The 14940-nt window shown below is 65.5% G+C and carries 12 protein-coding genes; 4 read left to right on the forward strand and 8 right to left on the reverse strand.

Annotated elements, in window-relative coordinates; all coding sequences use genetic code 11:
- Positions 1 to 9: 9 nt before the first annotated feature.
- The gene (locus BJF89_RS08440) at positions 10 to 1377 is read right to left on the reverse strand and encodes a TIGR01777 family oxidoreductase (protein ID WP_075813997.1); all 1368 of its coding nucleotides are present in this window, start codon (positions 1375 to 1377) and stop codon (positions 10 to 12) included.
- Positions 1374 to 2024, reverse strand: a complete 651-nt coding sequence (locus BJF89_RS08445) for an RNA polymerase sigma factor (RefSeq protein ID WP_075813999.1) — start codon at positions 2022 to 2024, stop codon at positions 1374 to 1376. Before BJF89_RS08445 ends, BJF89_RS08440 begins: the two co-directional genes overlap by 4 nt.
- A 283-nt stretch (positions 2025 to 2307) precedes the next feature.
- On the opposite strand from BJF89_RS08445, the gene BJF89_RS08450 reads away from it, so the two are divergent.
- The 4 genes from BJF89_RS08450 to BJF89_RS08465 all read left to right on the forward strand — a co-directional run bounded on the left by BJF89_RS08450 (position 2308) and on the right by BJF89_RS08465 (position 7683).
- The gene (locus tag BJF89_RS08450) at positions 2308 to 3945 is read left to right on the forward strand and encodes a catalase (RefSeq protein ID WP_075814001.1); all 1638 of its coding nucleotides are present in this window, start codon (positions 2308 to 2310) and stop codon (positions 3943 to 3945) included.
- A gap of 146 nt (positions 3946 to 4091) precedes the next feature.
- Positions 4092 to 5237: a tyramine oxidase subunit B gene (locus BJF89_RS08455; RefSeq protein ID WP_255372551.1), complete on the forward strand. Its 1146-nt coding sequence runs from the start codon at positions 4092 to 4094 to the stop codon at positions 5235 to 5237.
- A 62-nt stretch (positions 5238 to 5299) separates the two neighbouring features.
- Positions 5300 to 6700 (forward strand): type I glutamate--ammonia ligase, encoded by a 1401-nt coding sequence (glnA, locus tag BJF89_RS08460; RefSeq protein WP_369803690.1) that lies wholly within the window; start codon positions 5300 to 5302, stop codon positions 6698 to 6700.
- Between the two features lie 92 nt (positions 6701 to 6792).
- The gene (locus tag BJF89_RS08465) at positions 6793 to 7683 is read left to right on the forward strand and encodes a GDSL-type esterase/lipase family protein (protein WP_075814007.1); all 891 of its coding nucleotides are present in this window, start codon (positions 6793 to 6795) and stop codon (positions 7681 to 7683) included.
- 106 nt (positions 7684 to 7789) lie between these two features.
- Here the strand turns inward: BJF89_RS08465 and BJF89_RS08470 are convergent, their stop codons facing one another.
- From BJF89_RS08470 to BJF89_RS08495, 6 genes are all read right to left on the reverse strand, one after another.
- On the reverse strand, positions 7790 to 8215 hold the full coding sequence (locus BJF89_RS08470; RefSeq protein ID WP_187344687.1) for a Na+/H+ antiporter subunit G: 426 nt from the start codon (positions 8213 to 8215) through the stop codon (positions 7790 to 7792).
- 5 nt (positions 8216 to 8220) lie between these two features.
- Complete coding sequence (locus tag BJF89_RS08475) at positions 8221 to 8499, reverse strand: monovalent cation/H+ antiporter complex subunit F (RefSeq protein WP_075814009.1); 279 nt, start codon at positions 8497 to 8499, stop codon at positions 8221 to 8223.
- 94 nt (positions 8500 to 8593) lie between these two features.
- Positions 8594 to 9649: a Na+/H+ antiporter subunit E gene (locus BJF89_RS08480; protein ID WP_083650593.1), complete on the reverse strand. Its 1056-nt coding sequence runs from the start codon at positions 9647 to 9649 to the stop codon at positions 8594 to 8596.
- Positions 9649 to 11310, reverse strand: a complete 1662-nt coding sequence (locus tag BJF89_RS08485) for a monovalent cation/H+ antiporter subunit D family protein (protein WP_083650594.1) — start codon at positions 11308 to 11310, stop codon at positions 9649 to 9651. Before BJF89_RS08485 ends, BJF89_RS08480 begins: the two co-directional genes overlap by 1 nt.
- A complete protein-coding gene (locus BJF89_RS08490) occupies positions 11310 to 11738 on the reverse strand; it encodes a cation:proton antiporter subunit C (protein ID WP_075814011.1) in 429 nt (142 codons plus the stop codon). The genes BJF89_RS08485 and BJF89_RS08490 overlap by 1 nt, the downstream gene beginning before the upstream one ends.
- Positions 11735 to 14878: a DUF4040 family protein gene (locus tag BJF89_RS08495; RefSeq protein WP_075814013.1), complete on the reverse strand. Its 3144-nt coding sequence runs from the start codon at positions 14876 to 14878 to the stop codon at positions 11735 to 11737. The genes BJF89_RS08490 and BJF89_RS08495 overlap by 4 nt, the downstream gene beginning before the upstream one ends.
- Positions 14879 to 14940: the final 62 nt, after the last annotated feature.

Raw genomic sequence — 14940 nt, forward strand, 5'->3', positions numbered from 1 at the left:
TCCCTGATCCTACTCGTCGGGGAGTCCCAACTCGTGGACCAGGGCGGTACGCAGGGTGGGGTGGCGGAAGGTGTGGCCGAGGGTTTCGAGGACCGAGGGGGCGACGTTCTGGTCGGCCAGGGCGAGCTCCTCCGCGCCCTGGACCCCGAGGAGCAGCGCCGGGGCGGCGGCCGGAACCGGGAGACTCAGCGGAACCCGGATGCGCTGCAGCTCAGCCAGGGTCGCGGTGAACTCGGCGTTCGTGATCATCTGCGGGCCGACCGCGTTGACCGGCCCCGTTGTCTCGCCGTCCAGCACAGCCCGCACATAGACATCCACCAGATCGTCCACCGAGATCCACGGGAAGTGCTGGCGACCCGAGCCGAGGGCGCCGCCTCCGAGACGACTCGAGGACCCCAGTGCGGTGAGCAGCGGTGACCCGCCGGCCATGACCAGACCGGTGCGTACGTTCACCACGCGGCGGTCGGCGTTGGCGGCCGGGCCGCAGGCGTTCTCCCACTCGGAGACGACGTCGGCGAGGAAACCTTCGCCGGCTCCGGCACGCTCATTGACCCGTCCTGCCCGGCTGTGCCCGTAGAAGCCGACCGCGGACGCACAGATGAACGCCTGGACACCTTCGGTGGCGGCCGCGAGTTCGGCGAGCCGTCGGGTCGGACCGATGCGGGAGTCGCGGACGGCCGCCTTGTGTTTCTCGGTGAAGCGTCCCGCTATGCCCGCGCCAGCGAGGTGGACGACCGTGTCGACACCGACGAGAAGGTCCGGTGACGGATCGTCAGGGATCCACACACGGGCGTCCGGCTCATGGGGGAGACGGGAGCGTGACAGCGGCACGACCGTGTGCCCCAGCGACCGGAGAAGAGCGACGAGACGGGTCCCGACAAGTCCCGTTGCCCCGGTCACGGCGACAGTGTGGTGTCCCGTGACCGACGCGTCCCCCACCCGCGCCCTGTGCTCCAGATCGGCGGCCAGCTGACGGTGACGGTAATGGAAGACCCGGTCGAGAAGCGCCGCCGGGGCGGTACCCTCCACCGCGTCGGTGAGCACGGCGCCGCGGGTGGTGGCGGTGTCGTCGTCACGGAAGGAGTGGGTGTGTCGCCAGTGGATGATCTGCCGGAGCGGAAAGTTGACGCACTCATCGACGAAGAGGTGTCCGTCGACGAAGTCGTCAGGCTGGTGCCGGGCCTGCCACTCCCGTAGCCCCGGGATCCTGCCGGGGAGGGAGAGCACGGTGGTGCCGTCCTTCAGCGACGATGCCTCGGCGGCAACGCTGAGCAGTGAGAATCCTGGTGTCAGGCGCGTCACCGCGCCGGGACGGGTGTGCCAGTCCCAGACATCCTGGCGGGGGAAAGGGAGGTGTTGGTGGTAGCGGTGGGTCACGAACCCCAGTGTAGGGCCGGTCCTGAGTCTGTGCCCTCAGTGTCGTTCCGCAGACTGCCTCGCCCTGAGGCTTCGAGCAGGTCCGCACGTGCCCGCGCGACCCGGGAACGGATCGTGCCCACCCTCACGCCGCAGATGTCGGCGGCCTCGGCGTAGGTGTGGCCGAGGATCTGGGTGAGGATCAGGGCCTCCCGTCGGTCCGGGGCCAGGTCATCGAGCATGGCGCGGGCGTCGACCAGTTCCGCCCAGGTCTGTCCACCCGTGGTATCCGGGGACGTGGTGAGTTCGGTGGCGTCCTCCCACTGCTCGGCGGACTTCCGCGGGCGGGCCATGTCGTGGCGTACGCTGTCGACCCAGGTGTGCCGGGCGAGTGCGAGGATCCACGTCCGCGCTGACGACCGGGCGGCGAACCGGGGGAGTCCGCTCAGTGCCCGGAGGTAGGTCTCCTGGGTGAGGTCGTCCGCTCGGTCAGCGTCGGCGAGATGGGCGAGAAGGCGCCAGACATCACTGTGGGTGGCCTCGATGAAGTCGTTGAGGGCTTTACGGTCGCCGCCGGCTGCGCGCAGGGCGAGGTCGGTGACGGCTTTGTCCGCCGTGTCGTTCGCACGGGCGCCGTCGCGTGCCGACTGCGGGGATCTTCTTCGCACGGTTCTGAAGTCTAGCACCGTGGACGGACCCCGGTGACCCTCTGTGACCCCCTGACGACCACTGATTCTGTCGCTATTACTATCGCAGATCGGTTACAAATAGTTGTAACCATTCAATGTCGGCATATTGATAGTGCGAACCTGAAGATTGACGTGTATAACGGGGATTGACGGCACAGCGCCTCCGTGACTGACGATCACGACCGCCGTGCGCCCGCCGTCATCCACGACTGACATGTGCGCGATCCGTGCACTACACGGCAGCCTCCAGGAGGGTTTACACATGAGCACCGACGACAACCGCACCACCGGAGCGGGCAGCTCCCCCAGCACTGAGGAGATCGCCAACCGCGGCGTCTGCCCCTACTCCGGGCATTCCACCAACGCCAATGGTTCGCCCGTCACCACCGAGGAACACTCGGTGACTGTCGGCGAGCAGGGCCCGATCGCCCTGACGGACGTCCACCTCGTCGAGAAGCACGCCCACTTCAACCGTGAGCGCATCCCCGAGCGCAACGTCCACGCCAAGGGCTCCGGCGCCTTCGGTGAACTCACCGTCACCGAGGACGTCTCCCGGTACACCCGTGCCGACCTCTTCCAGAAGGGGCGCGTCACCCCGATGCTCGCCCGGTTCTCCACCGTGGCAGGCGAGCAGGGCTTCCCGGACACCGTCCGCGACGTGCGCGGGTTCTCGCTGAAGTTCTACACGCAGGACGGAAACTACGACATCGTGGGCAACAACACCCCGGTGTTCTTCGTCCGTGACGGCATGAAGTTCCCTGACTTCATCCGTTCCCAGAAGCGACTGACCAACGGTCTGCGCAGCGCCGACATGCAGTGGGACTTCTGGACCCGCAGCCCGGAGTCCGCCCACCAGGTCACCTACCTCATGGGCGACCGCGGAATTCCCAAGGACTTCCGTCACATGGACGGCTTCAGCTCGCACACCTACCAGTGGATCAACGCCGACGGTGAGCGTTTCTGGGTGAAGTACCACTTCAAGACCCGTCAGGGCTGGGACTTCTTCACCGACGACGAAGCTGGCGAACTTGTCGGTTCCGGCGACTTCGACCACTCCCGTTCCGACCTCTACGAGGCCATCGAGCGGGGTGACTACCCGACCTGGGACGTCAAGGTGCAGATCATGCCCCTCGACGAGGCCGAGGGATACCGCTTCAACCCCTTCGACCTCACGAAGACCTGGTCGCAGAAGGACTACCCGCTGATCGACGTGGGTCACTTCACCCTCAACGCGAACCCGCAGAACTTCTTCGCGCAGATCGAGCAGGCGGCGTTCGCCCCCTCCAATATCGTCCCCGGTGTGGGCTTCTCCCCGGACAAGATGCTGATGGCCCGTGCCTTCGCCTACGCAGATACCCAGCGCTACCGCCTGGGTGCGAACTACCCGCAGCTTCCCGTCAACCGGCCTGTGGTGGAGGAGCGGAACTTCTACACCATGAAGGACGGTGCGGCAGCCTACGAGTTCCCTGCCGACGGCACCCCGGTCTACTCGCCGAACCGGTTCGAGCGTGCTGAAGGGACCGCGGACGTCTCCGACGGTTCCGGTGCCGTCGAGAAGGGCGTGGAGCCCGGTGAATCCACCTACGGTTTCGGACGTGGACAGGAGTCCGCCACGGGGCCCGCTGATGACCTCGGCCTCTTCGACAACAACTACGGTGGGGATCTGACCCGCGGTGCCTACGTCCGGCATGCGGAGGATGATGACTTCGCCCAGCCCGGGAACCTGGTGCGTGAGGTCCTGGACGATGCGGCCCGTGAGCGTCTGGCGGGCAACATCGCCCGCGCCATGCAGGGCGTGTCGGAGCAGGTCGAAGGGCAGTGCTGGACCTACTGGGGCAGGGTCGACGAGAACCTGCGCGACCGGGTCAAGGAGATCTACACCGAGCTCAAGAACGGGTAGAGCCTGAGGGCCACCGTCACCCCCGGGCTCGGGGAGGACCGCCGGGGCTGTCGACGGAACTCATGTACCGTGGTTTCCTGACAGAAAATTCGAGATGAACCTCGAATTTTCAGTGAGGATTCACATAAAACATGAGAAAGGTCGGCATGGCAGAAACCCGTATTGATTTTCGCTACCTCAACGAGCAGGAGATGATCGAAGCCGGTGTCACCGACGTCGCAGCATGCGTCGACACCATGGAGGAGACGCTGATTCTCCTGGCCGACGGTGACTACCGTATGGCCGGGCAGTCGGCCAACTCCCACGGTGCACAGATCAACTTCCCCGAGAAACCCGATCACGACGGAATGCCCGTCGACGGGCCAGATCGTCGCTTCATGGCGATGCCGGCCTATCTCGGCGGGCGTTTCCGTGCCTCGGGAGTGAAATGGTACGGGTCCAACACCGAGAACCGCGACCACGACCTGCCCAGGTCGATCCACCTGTTCATTCTCAACGACGCCGTCACCGGCGCACCACGTGCGGTGATGTCCGCCAACCTGCTCTCGGCGTACCGTACCGGCTCCGTCCCCGGCGTCGGAGTCAAGCACCTGGCCGTCCAGGATGCGGAGAGCGTCGGCATCATCGGCCCCGGTGTCATGAGCCGCACGAGTTTTTCGGCGGCGGTGAGCCAACGTCCGTCGATCCGCCGACTGAAAATCAAGGGCAGGTCGACGGCGTCCACGGAACGGGCCGCCCAGTGGTTCCGCGACCACCACCCCCAGCTGGACGAGGTCCGGGTCGTCGACAGTGAGCAGGAGGCTGTCGAAGGAAGTGACATCCTCATCGCCGGAACATCGACGTCGCCTGACGGGCCCGACGGATTCCCCTACTTCGCCACGGAGTGGCTCAAGCCCGGGGCCCTGTTGCTGATGCCGGCGGCCGCGAGGCTGGACGACGACTTCATCCGGAGTGAGCGGGCGAACCTCGTCGTCGACTACACCGGCCTCTACGCCGAGTGGTACGAGGAGAACGGTCCTGACGTGACCTATGAGCAGCTCCTCGGTATCCCCGGCAACCGTTGGTGGGACATGTACAAGGACGGCTCCCTCGACGGTGACCGTCTCACGAACATCGGTGACATCGCCGCTGGGCGTGCACCGGGCCGCACCGATGACGAGCAGATCTTCTGCTACTCGATCGGTGGTATGCCGGTCGAGGACGTCGCCTGGGCCTCTGACGTCTATGACAATGCGGTGGAGAAGGACATCGGAACGACGCTCAACCTCTGGGACGTCCCGGAGCTCAGATAGGAGCATTGGAAGTGGCGACCACATCACCCGACAGTGCTGACCCGCAGAGTCTCTCCCAGTTCATCGAGGACCGGGGAATCCGCTGGATCGACGTGCGGTTCACGGACGTTCCCGGCACCGAACAGCACCTGTCCGTCCCCGCGTCCTCGTTCAACGCCGAGGCGATGGAGGAGGGGCTCGCCTTCGACGGGTCCTCGATCAGCGGGTTCACCAGCGTCGAGAAGTCCGACATGCTGCTGTTGCCTGATCTGAAGACGGCGTACGTCGACCCTTTCGTCGACTCCCGTACGTTGAACATCCAGTTCTTCGTCCATGATCCCCGTACCCGGCAACCGTTCTCGCGCGACCCCCGCAATGTCGCCCGTAGTGCCGAGGAGTACCTCGTCTCCACCGGTGTGGCGGATGAATGCTACTTCGGGGCGGAAGCTGAGTTCTACATCTTCGACTCCGTCCGGTTCGACTCGGCGTCCAACTCCTCCTTCCATGTCGTGGATTCCGAGGAGGGCTGGTGGAGCACCGGCGCGGAGAAGGATCCGGACGGCACCACCAACCTGGGGCACAAGGTCCGGCAGAAGCGGGGATACTTCCCGACCGCGCCCTATGACCATCTCCAGAACCTGCGCAACGAGATCGCCGACAACCTCATCGACCTCGGCTTCGAGGTGGAACGGGCCCACCACGAGATGGGTAGCGGGGGCCAGCAGGAGATCAACTACCGGTTCAACACCCTGCTCCATGCAGCCGATGCACTGCAGACATTCAAGTACGTGGTGAAGAACACCGCGAAGGCGAACGGTAAATCGGCGACCTTCATGCCGAAGCCGCTGGCGGACGACGGTGGCTCGGGGATGCACATCCACCAGTCGTTGTGGAAGGACGGTCGCCCCCTGTTCTACGACGAGTCCGGGTACGGCGGGCTGTCTGACATGGCGCGGCACTACATCGGCGGGGTCCTGGCGCATGCACCGGCCGTCCTGGCCTTCACCAACCCGACGATGAACTCGTACCACCGGCTGGTCCCGGGCTTCGAAGCGCCGACCAACCTGGTGTACTCGGCGGAGAACCGCTCCGCAGCGATCCGGATCCCGGCCACGGGGACCAGCCCCAAGGCCAAGCGGATCGAGTTTCGGGCGCCGGACCCGTCCGGCAATCCCTACCTCGCGTTCGCGGCCGTGATGATGGCGGGGCTCGACGGGGTGGTCAACCGCACCGAGCCCGCGGATCCGGTGGACAAGGACCTCTACGAGCTGCCGCCCGAGGAGGCGGAGGGGATACCCACCACACCGACATCGTTGGAACAGACACTGGAGGCACTGCAGGAGGACCACGACTTCCTCACGGCGGGCGGAGTGTTCACTGAGGACCTGATCGAGAGCTACATCGCTGAGAAGGTCGACAACGAGATAACCCCCGCCCGGTTACGCCCCACGACCCTGGAGTACGAACTGTACTACGACTGCTGAGGGTAACCTGAGCTTCTCGTGGTGTTCTGATGTGAGTTACGGTGCATGTGACCCCTTAACCACGTCAATCACCACGCCGTGAGGAGAGCGCCATGAGCCGCCACCGAGATACCCCTGCCCGTACCCGTTCACTTCGGAGCCGTGTGCTGGCGGCGGGGACCGCCGTGCTGAGCGTCTTCGGTCTCGGGGCTACCGCCCTCCCCGCCGCTCAGGCTGACACCCGCAATATCGTGGCGCTCGGCGACTCGTTCTCGTCCAACCCGGATCAGGTCCGCAACACCTTGCGTGGCGTCCCGGGACCGATCGGGGACTGGGCGGACGACTACCCGCAGACCGCCGGTTGTCTGCAGGCGCCGAACAACTTCCCGGCGAAGCTCGCGCAAGCCACCGGCCGTCCTGTCGACGACTACTCCTGTACAGCCACGACCTCCGGATCGATGATGCACCGGATCAACCAGGCGATCGATGCGGGAGTCGTCCACGACGACTCGACTGTGGTCCTCGCTGTCGGCATGAACGACTACGGTCTCTTCGGAGCGTTCGACAACGGCACCAATATCCTCGACCCGGGCAATGTCGCTGCCGCCTACCGGTCCAACATGCAGAAGGCGGCGGACCGGATCCGGTCCGTCGCTCCGGAGGCGCGCATCGTCGTGCCCGGGGCCCTGCCGACGGTCGACCGTAAGAACACCACGTTCTGTGCACTCAACGTCGTCCCCGACTTCCCCATGGGGGTGCCGGTGCCGCCCCTGCGTGACGTGGAGAACTGGAACCGTGACAACCAGCGTGCCGCTGCGGAGGACATCGACGCGACCTACGTCGAGGTCATGGACGGAGCCCGCGGGCATGACACGTGTGCCGCCGACAGCGACCGCTATGTCGCCGGGATCATCGACACCACCACACCGAACTACAACATGATGTTCCACCCCTCGGAGAACGGCTCCCGGTACCTCGCAGACACGGTGGCGCCGCACGTCTGAACCGTGTTTTCGCAGCCACATCGCCTGAAACGGCAGAACCCCCGACGTGAGATACCCGAATCTCACCGTCGGGGGTTTCCTGCACATGCAGGATACTGTCGGGGGATCAGTTCGACTCCTTGGCCCGTTCACCGCCGGACAGCGGAACGGTGTGGTCCCACAGCGTGGCGTGCAGGGCACGGCCCATGACGTAGGACCCCACCGCCTGGACCACGAGTAGCGCCAGTACAGCGACAATACCCCTGACCAGGTAACCGACCACGAACCCTTCGGTTGCCCAGGAGTTCACGAAGTCGGCGGCGACGAGCAGAGGCAGGCCCATACCGAGGGCGGGGCCGAGCATGTTGACCTGGCTCAGCGCGTCGGGCGCGAGGTACATGGCGACAGCCGAGACGAGCACGTACAGTGCTCCGACTACGGCGAGGATACTGACGATGATGGCGGGGATCCACCCGATGTCGCTGGTCTCTTCAACGACGCTGCCTTCGGCGGCGAGCAGGTGGACGGTGGACAGGGTCTGTGTGGTCATCATTTCTCCTACCGGCGTCCTCGGGTGATGATTCGGGCGAAGGCCATGGTGCTGATCGCGCCGCCGAGACCAGCCACGAGAACGACGTCGTAGGTGATGGCGGAACTGTAGAACAGGCAGTACACCAGGAAACCGGCGATGATGGTCAGGAAGATCATGTCCGCCAGGACGGCCCGTCGGGCGTCGTTACGGGTCGACACCGCCCGCCACAGGACGAGCGCCATGGACGCGGCGATGATGACTGCGGCTGCCCCGGCGAAGATCCACAGGAACTGTGTCGGTGTCACTTCGACTCATCCTCTCTCGTGTCGGGCTCGGTCGGTTGCGGTTCGTCGGCGGTATGACCGGGATCGCCGGGTGCGGGGTGGCCGTGACGCCCTCTCAGACGCGACAGCGGTGTGCCGGGGAGCCCCCGACGACCACTGAGGTCCAGGTTGGGTTGCGGCAACCGCGACCGTACTTCGAGGGCATTGACCAGGGACGCGATCGGTGACGTGCGACGACCGCTCCGGCTGGCCCGGGAGCCTCCGGTCGTGGCGGCGCTGCCGACGCCCTCGGACAGCGCACTGATGCCACCGTCCTGTGACGGGGCGACGCGTGCCGGATCGATGCCCGCCTCGGTGTCCTCAGAATCATGGTCGTCGCCGTCGTCGTCAAGGTCGAGCTCCGGAGACTGAGCTCCTCGGCGAGCTTGCGCCGGCGACGCTGTTCCTCTTCCTCCAGCCTGCGGCGCTTCTCTTCGGCGGCCTTGCGGGCATGGGCCTTGGCGATCTTCTCCCGCTGTTCACGCGAGAGACTGTCGAGGTCGTTCTCGTCGAGATTGTCATCCTGGCGCATGATGGCCGCCACGAAAGCCGCCGCATGCGGCGTCGAATCGACTTTCTCGATGTCGAAGACCCCGTCCTCGCTGGCACGGCCACCCCGGTTGCCCCGGTAACCACGGGGACCGGGGACGCCACGCTCCACGAGGTGTTCCACGTCGAACTCGATCTTGCGTTTGCGGACCGACGGGGAGATCTTCGCCTCCATCACGGCCAGGGAGTGCAGCAGTTCCTGCGGATCGGCACCGTACATGGCGTGGACCGCGAGGAACCGTTGCACGCGGGTGAGCCCGTGGGTGCGGAATTCAGAGGTGGCCACGGAGCTGGCGTCGTCCAGATTGCGTTTACCGGCGGCGGCGTCCTCGTCGACCTCCTTCGGACCGGTCACACCGAGGGCGAGGGTGCCCGGGGTCATCGTGATGGACGCGATGAAGACCGCGATGTCACGTTCCCGGGTCAGCCGCAGCGGGTAGTAGATCATCACCGGTGCAATGTGGCGACCGGTGGTGAAGGTGTCGTAGGCCATGATCGTGGACTCCTTGACGATCTGGCCGATGAGCCAGACGGAGTAGGAGGTCCCGTGACCGATCTGGTGGAGAACGTTCTTCAGCCCCATCACCGCGCTCCTTCCGTGGCGGTCGCCGCATCAGGTGCAGCGGTGGTTGATCCGGAATCCGTGTGTGCCAGGCCGTACTCCTCTGAGGGCAGGACGGCTCCCACGGCCTCATCCGGGTCACCGATCACCGAGTGGACGTAGTCCGTGGTGTCGGTCAGTGATGCGGCAGCGTCCCCGGTGACCTGGGTGAGCACGCCGACGAAGAGGAACATGCCGACGCTGATCACCATCATCGTCGCGCTCGGGAGGGTGAGACGTACGCTGACCGCGAGACTGGGGTCCATGTCCTGCTTGTCCATCGGTTTGCCCCAGAAGCACTTGCGCCACACGTGCAGCATGCTCAGCAGCGCACCGACGGACGCCACGATGACCGCGCCGACACCGACCCAGACGGTCGGGCCGGAGTCGCGGACCATGGCGAAAATCAGCATCAGTTTGCCCCAGAGGCCGGAGAACGGGGGGAAGCCGATCAACGACATGGCCGCGGCAGCGAAGATGACGGAGATGATCGGGTCTCGGCGCATCAGACCCGAGAGGCGGCGGAGCCGACCGGTACCGTACGTCTCTTCGACGGCACCTGCGGCCATGATCATCGCCCCTGCGGTGATCATGTGGTGGAGCATGTAGAAGATCGCGGCGGAGAGCATCAGCTCGGCGCTGCCACCGAGGAAGGCCAGGGCGACGAGAATGAACGGGATGCCGTTGACCATCTGGTAGGAGATCACGCCGCGGAGGGTGGTTTCACCGAGTGCGGCGAAACCGCCGATCAGCATACCGATGACCGCGAACACCAGGATCGGCAGTGCCCACCGCTGGTCGCCTTCGAAGATGGTCATGTACACCCGCAGGATCGCGTAGACACCGACCTTGGTGTGCAGTCCGGAGAAGAGCGCCATCACCGACGGTGAGGTGGAACCGTAGGCCCGCGGCAGCCAGGTGTGCACGGGGGCGGCGCCCGACTTCACCGCGAGGGCGATCAGGACGATGCCCAGGGCGAGCCACAGTTGCCACTGGGTGCCGAAGATCCCGTCGGCGAACCCGTCGGAGCCGCGTTCACCGGCTGCGCCGGCGAGGGCGGCCATGTTCGTCGTACCGACGACGGCGTAAACCAGACCCACTCCAGACAGCAGGGTCAGCGACGTGACCAGGTTGACCAGGATAAACGTGCGGCCTGCGGCCAGGCGGGCCCAGGTACCGGTCATGGCGAGCAACCCGAACGAGGGCATCAGCATGACCTCGATGAAGACGAAGAGGTTGAACAGGTCCGCGGTGAGGAAAGCACCCCACACGCCGGACAACAGCATCAGGGTCATCGCCGGGTAGAAGCGGGAGCGGGATTCGCCGACGGTCTCGGCGAACCAGTTGGCCGTCAGTGCGACAACGGAGGTGGCCACGATCATGACCGCGGAGAGGGTGTCCGCGGCGAGAGGGATTGAGACTCCACCGACGAAGTCACCGATATTGTCGGCGACGACGGTCGTGTCACCTCCGCCTGACACCTGGGTGAGCAGCAGGACACCGCCGACGAGGCCGATGAAGGGGATGACGAGGCCGAGGAGGCGACGGGGGAAGCTCCACGGTAGAGCTGCCGCGATACCCGAGGACATCAGCGGGACGACGACGAACAGCGACAGGAGACTGCCGAGAGTATCGAGGCTCATCAGTAGTCCACCTCACGATCGCGGCGACGCTTCGCCTGTGCTGAGTCTTCGTCGATCCGGTGGGCGGAGCGGAGACCCACGGTGTCCAGTGCACGGAACTCCCGGCGGGCGCGCTGGACGTCTTCGCCCGAGCGGGTGTCGTCGTCGCGGCCGAGCCCGGCGAGAGCCAGCATGACGGCGGTGGCGGCCATCGAGATCACGATGGCGGTCAGCACGAAGGCCTGGGGGAGAGGGTCCGCGGCTTCCGAGACCGGGGTCCGGTCAGCGAGGGGGTCGGCACGCCAGGCGCCGATCCCCGCCGCCAGGAGAAGCAGGTTCACGCCGTGACTCATCAGTGTGGTGCCGATGATGACGCGGACCATGCCACGTTGCATCACCATGTAGACGCCGGCTGCGACGAGCAGGGCGATGATGGCCGCAATGATCACCGGTCTTCACCGTCCTTCCGGGGGTTCTCGTCGGTCGCTTGACCGTTTGCTTCGCGTCGTTCCTGTTCTCGACGGTGTTCCGTCTGGTTCTTCCGTTGTTCCTCCGCGACGGCGGAGGGGTTCAACGGGACCGCCGATCCTCCGGCGGTGACAGCCACCTTCGATCCGGCGACGGCCTGCAGCTCCGGTCGGTCGGCCAACGAACGTGAATACTCGACGGGGCTGGCCTTGGACGACTTGCCGGGCTCGGCGCCGGGCCGGTCCCGTCCGCCGAGTGTGTTGAGGACGATCATGACGGTGCCGATCACCGCGAGATAGACGCCACCGTCGAAGAACAGTGACGAGCTGAAGTGCTCTGACCCGATGTAGAAGTGGATCGGCGCGAGGAAACTTCCCTCGACGAATCCGAGTAGTCCGGTGAACAGGGCCAGGACAATGCCGCCGCCGGCCAGCTGGTAGCCGAGGTCGGCCCCGCCGATGCGCCGGGCCGTCGGCTGCACCAGGTACCAGAACACCAGCCCGAGGGCGAGCATCAGCGCGGCGAGGAATCCACCGCCCGGCGCCTGGTGGCCACGGTAGAAGGTCACGGCGGAGTAGACGATGAGCACAGCCAGGAACGGCCAGATCACGGCGCGGCCCAGGATCGAGTTCAGGTGGGTGCTGCGCAGGTACTTCGAGTAGAAGGGTGCCAGCTCGGGGATCTTGTGCACGTCCGGGAACTTGGTGGTGCCCTCTTTGCGGAACAGTTCGGCCGTGGAACCCGGGCCGTAGCCCGGCACCGGTGACTTCGGCACCGAGGACACGACTGCGGCGATGACGATACCCGCCATGGCCAGGACGGACAGCTCGCCGAGCGTATCCAGTGCACGGAACTCCACGATGATCGACGCCACGATGTTGTTGGCACCGGAGACGTCCGTGGATTCGTTGAGGTACCACTCCGCCAGTTCCGGTCGCGGGTGGCGACCCACGAGCAGCCAGACTCCGACGAAGACGACCAGACCGACGATCGCGGACAGCGTGACCGCGAACTTCGTGCGGTTCTCGCCCTCCTTCAGGTAGAGACGTGGCTGGTGGCGGATGATGAGCATGAGGAACACCGTCACGATCAGCTCGACCATGAGGTTGGTCATCGCGACGTCCGGGGCGCCCAGCGTCAGCATGATCCAGGAGACGCCGATCCCGGCGACGCCGACGAGGACCACTGAACCCATGCGGGAACGGGTGGAGATGATCGCCATGGTCACCAGGAACATGATGAGCAGTCCCGGGATGTCGGTGATGCTGTCGATCCCCGCGTCGCGTGGCGGCAGGGCACCGAGATGCTCGAGCCCGCCCGGCCCGAAGAATGCGGCGACGGTGAGCACCAGGATCATGACGAAGATCCACAGCAGATGACCGTTCGGGCTCAGGGTGTTCCCGAGACGGCTGACCAGCCGTCCCCACCTGTTCGCCATGCGCAGGGTGAAGGCGATGAGTTCGTTGCCGGTGAAGGGGAACAGCCGGTGGTCCTCCATCCAGTCCGTGTACGCCCGGTGCCGCAGGGCCACGAGGACGGCGCCGACGACGATCACTGCAGCAGTGATGAAGAGCGGGATGCCGAGCCCGTGCCACAATGCCAGGTGGGAATGGGACTCACCGGCACCGATTGACCCGACGACCGAGTCCAGCGGGGAGTCCATCGCGGTGAGGAAAAGCACGACCGGAAGGGAGAGGACGCCGGGGATGGCAGCGGGGAGCCAGAAGGAGACGGGTGCCTCCTTGACCTCGTCGACCGGGACAACGTCGGCAGTGTCCACGGCGGACCCGGAATCGATGAACGCGCCGATCAGGTACTTCGCGGAGTACATGAACGTCGCCACGGCGCCGATGCCGGCGGCGATGAGCAGGACGATTTCCCAGGACGGCACAAGCGGGGACTCGGTGAAGGACTCGAGCATTCCCTCCTTCGACACGAAGCCGAGTGTCGGCGGGATGCCCGCCATACTTGCAGCGGCAATGGCCGCAGCGGTGAAGGTCGCGGGCATCCGGCGCCAGATTGAACCGAGTTCGCGGATGTCACGTGAGCCGTTCTGGTGGTCGACGACACCGATGACCATGAACAGTGAGGACTTGAACATCGCGTGGGCGGCGGTGTGGACGACGGCGGCGGCGAGGGCGTAGGGGGTTCCGATCCCGATGGTCGCCACGATCCAGCCGAGCTGCGACACCGTGGAGTAGGCGGTGAGTCGCTTGAGATCGGTCTGCTGGTACGCGAAGACCGCGGCCATCACCGCCGTCGCCATGCCGGAGATGATCAGCATCAGGTTCCAGACCAGTACGTCCGAGAAGATTCCGGAGAACCGGAGCAGAAGGTAGATGCCGGCCTTGACCACGGCGGCGGCGTGCAGGAACGCCGAGACCGGAGTCGCCGCGGCCATGGCCTCGGGCAACCAGACGTGGAACGGCAACTGTGCGGCCTTGGAGAATCCGGCGAGAGCCACCAGGACTGCGACGATAGCGGTGAGCGAGGTGTTCTGGCTCCAGACGTCGCTGGCGATGATCCCGGAGATGCTCGTCGTTCCTGTTGCTACGACGGAGATGCCCAGGGCGACGAGGAGGCTGAGACCACCGGTGAAAGTCAGGATCAGCGTCCGGACGGCACCAGGTTCTCCGGTGTGCCCGGCTCGGGCGATGAGGAAGAAGGAGGCCAGGGAGACGAGCTCCCAGCCGATGAACAGCACGGCGACGTCATCGGCGAGGAACAGCAGCACCACCGAGAGCATGAACCCGGTCATCAGGACGTAGAAATTCATGATGTGCTCCCCGCGGTGGAGGTACCGCGCGGAGTAGGCGAAGACCGCTGAACCGATCAACAGCGCCAGCAGCGTGAAGAACATGCCCAGGGAATCCATGCGCAGGGCGAAGTCAAGATTGGCCCCGTCCCCGCTGGCGCCGGGGACGATGCCTTCCACCCAGGTGGCGGAGAAGACCGCGTCCTGTCCGTCTATGATGTCCCCGGCGTGGGACAGGACGTAGGCGGCCACCCCGAGGAACACCGCGGCCAACGGCCAGCCGGCGTTGCGGTCGAGAGTTTTGACCAGGACCGGGGTTAGTGCGAGAGCTATGGCAAGCACCACAGGAACGACGATCAAGGTCACGGTCTCATCAACACCTCACAGTTGTTCTGACTCGGCAGCCGCCCCGTGGTTCCCGCGGATCC

The sequence above is a fragment of the Corynebacterium sp. CNJ-954 genome, from assembly GCF_001942345.1.
Lineage (GTDB): Bacteria > Actinomycetota > Actinomycetes > Mycobacteriales > Mycobacteriaceae > Corynebacterium.